Below are 2,490 nucleotides of genomic sequence, written 5' to 3' on the forward strand. Positions count from 1 at the left end.
AGCGGTTGCCGTTTCAAATACAATGCTGATGTAATCAATCTTAACGGATAAATTTTTGTGTGTAGTTATAGTGCATTGCTCCTTTCGTATGCCCCGTTTTTTGCGGGTAAAAATCGTGTTTTTTCCTTTATTTATCACAGTTTCTAGGTACTATGACATGTATACGCAGGGCGGTGTTACATATACGCCCTTTATGAACGCCTAAAGGCGTTCCCTTTCTTCCTGTGTCTGATCCGTTCTTAACGCTCACGAGCCTTGTAAGACTCGTGGCTAAACGGAACAGCCCCAGTCAGAAACCTTATTTTCGGTCTGATAGTCCATGCTTATTCATGCTATCAAAATGAAAATACATCTTTTCTATGCTTACTCAAGCGTGTGATTGACCCTAGCGTGCTTAATCACCCTATCTAATACGATAATAACGCCATTAGAATTACTTGTCAAGAAGTTTTGATTGACTTTTTGATAAATATTAAGTATGATATGCTTATAAACACCGAGAAAAGCAACGAAAGGAGCGGTTATACTAAGTTATGGAACATTATGAAAAGAAAATCAGTTTCTTAGGAGAGAATATACAGACCATAAGAAAACACAGAGGAATGAAACAACAGGAACTTGCGGATAAAATCGGTATCAATATGCAGAGCCTTTCCAAGATTGAACGGGGTGTGAATTATCCTACCTTTGACACATTAGAAAAGATAATGGACGTGCTGGGAGTAACGCCCAATGAATTATTATCAGGAGAATGGAAGTATATTGACCACACCGAACCATATATCATGGATATTATCAAACGGGAACAGGACTTCAATGTTTCCTTAGATTATCTGTCTGAAAATGAATTTTTCAATGATGAAAAAGAATGCAGATTTTACATGGAAACCAAACTCATACAGTATATCCATAACTACATTACCAATGAGGTTACGGAGTTAGAAGAACTTATGGAAATCAAGCAGTTGATACAACGTCAAAAAATAGAACGCATGATGAAAGTACATAAGGAAATGCGAGGGTTAGACCGATACAGAGAACAGCCCAAAGAGTATAAATACCATGACCCTTATGATGACTGGATATTCCGTCAACTTGCGGACATAGACAGCAGAAATAACATTCCCGACACTTCGCCACAGTTAGATTTTGATGAAACGGACTATGAAGATTATCTGAAAGAGAAATGGAACAGAGGTCTTTAATTTTCCTCTTGAATGAAAGATACAGCAAACAAAAAGCCCAGTAAAGAGTGCAAAGCACCACCAATGGTGGCAAGGCTCTTGACAGGGCTTTTTCTTTTCTGTGGTTGGTAATCAAGAGGAAGAAAGAAAAAGTGTGTATTTTTCAAGACAGAAAAATGTCAAGGGGGGGGTGTGCTGATTTTTGTTGTGGCGGATATATGGAACTGTTATAATATGGATATGTTTAAATTACGTTATAAGCAAGAATATTCTGCTGATTTGTCAAAAAACATCATTGCAACTGCCAGTTGACATATTTCCATATCTAAATGGTGGCTATGCAACTGATAATATTGCTAAAATTACACCATGAAAGAAAGGAGTGTTAGCTAATGAATATGGCAGACAGAATACAATATTTAAGGAAATCAAAAGGAATATCACAAGAGGAACTTGCGGATAAAGTTGGAGTTTCAAGGCAGGCTGTTTCCAAATGGGAAAGTGAACAAAGTACGCCTGACTTAGAAAAAATAATTATAATGAGTGATTTTTTTGGAGTAACAACTGACTATATCCTAAAGGGAATTGAACCAGTAGCAGACAAAGAACAAAAAAATAAAGAGCTTACGAGTAAGGTACTTTATATATCATCAACAGCTTTTGTTGCTATTGGGCTGTTTTGTGCATTTGGTAATTGGTATGCAGAACAAACAATGGAAGCAGTTTGGGGTTCAATGATTATTCAAGCTATAGGGATTGTTGGATATTTTATAGCGAGAATACTATCGGAAGAAAAATCCCCCTTTTATGTAAATTGGCTTAATATAATCGGAGTTGCTTTTATGCCTATTTCTATGATTACAGGATATATTTCAGGATTGGTTTTCAAACTAGAAGGGTGGATTGCACCTTATCCGATAGGAATATTTCATACTTTAGTTTTCGTGTTAGTATTCTTTGTAGTTGTGATTGCAAGCTATATTATTCTAAAGAAACAAACAAAATAGTGATTACCTTTATTTTGCAAAAGCAGTTAGTCTTAGGATTGACTGCTTATTAATAAAAGACACCACTTCAATGTGTCAATGGTGTCTTTTTAGTGCTATTTTATCGTCATATCAAGGCTCGTTTAATCGTGGTATATTCGTGGTAAAATGAGTGTTTTTCTATACTTCGAAAAGCTTGAAAGTGTAATATTTATAGGGATAATCAAAAATCAGATATAAAGTTTATCATAACTTCCATATCCCGCATCTGCGACTACGACTGCTGGGAGTTTTCTATATTGTTCTAAATACCGATCAAG

2 protein-coding genes are annotated in these 2,490 nt (G+C 35.9%); both read left to right on the top strand.

Annotation, left to right across the window (positions count from 1 at the left end):
* Positions 1 to 533 precede the first annotated feature (533 nt).
* Entirely contained in the window at positions 534 to 1,205 is a 672-nt protein-coding gene (locus tag ACESSZ_RS16330) for a helix-turn-helix domain-containing protein (RefSeq protein WP_008393244.1), read from the top strand.
* A gap of 371 nt (positions 1,206 to 1,576) precedes the next feature.
* Positions 1,577 to 2,191, top strand: coding sequence for a helix-turn-helix domain-containing protein (locus ACESSZ_RS16335; RefSeq protein WP_008393242.1), 615 nt, complete (start codon positions 1,577 to 1,579; stop codon positions 2,189 to 2,191).
* Positions 2,192 to 2,490: the final 299 nt, after the last annotated feature.

Source organism: Eubacterium sp. 3_1_31, assembly GCF_964249515.1.
GTDB lineage: Bacteria > Bacillota_I > Bacilli_A > Erysipelotrichales > Erysipelotrichaceae > Longicatena > Longicatena caecimuris.

Excerpts from the sequence above, each read along its gene's own strand:
- ACESSZ_RS16330 (WP_008393244.1), top strand. The coding sequence starts at position 534 with ATGGAACATTATGAAAAGAAAATCAGTTTCTTAGGAGAGAATATACAG.
- ACESSZ_RS16335 (WP_008393242.1), top strand. The coding sequence starts at position 1,577 with ATGAATATGGCAGACAGAATACAATATTTAAGGAAATCAAAAGGAATA.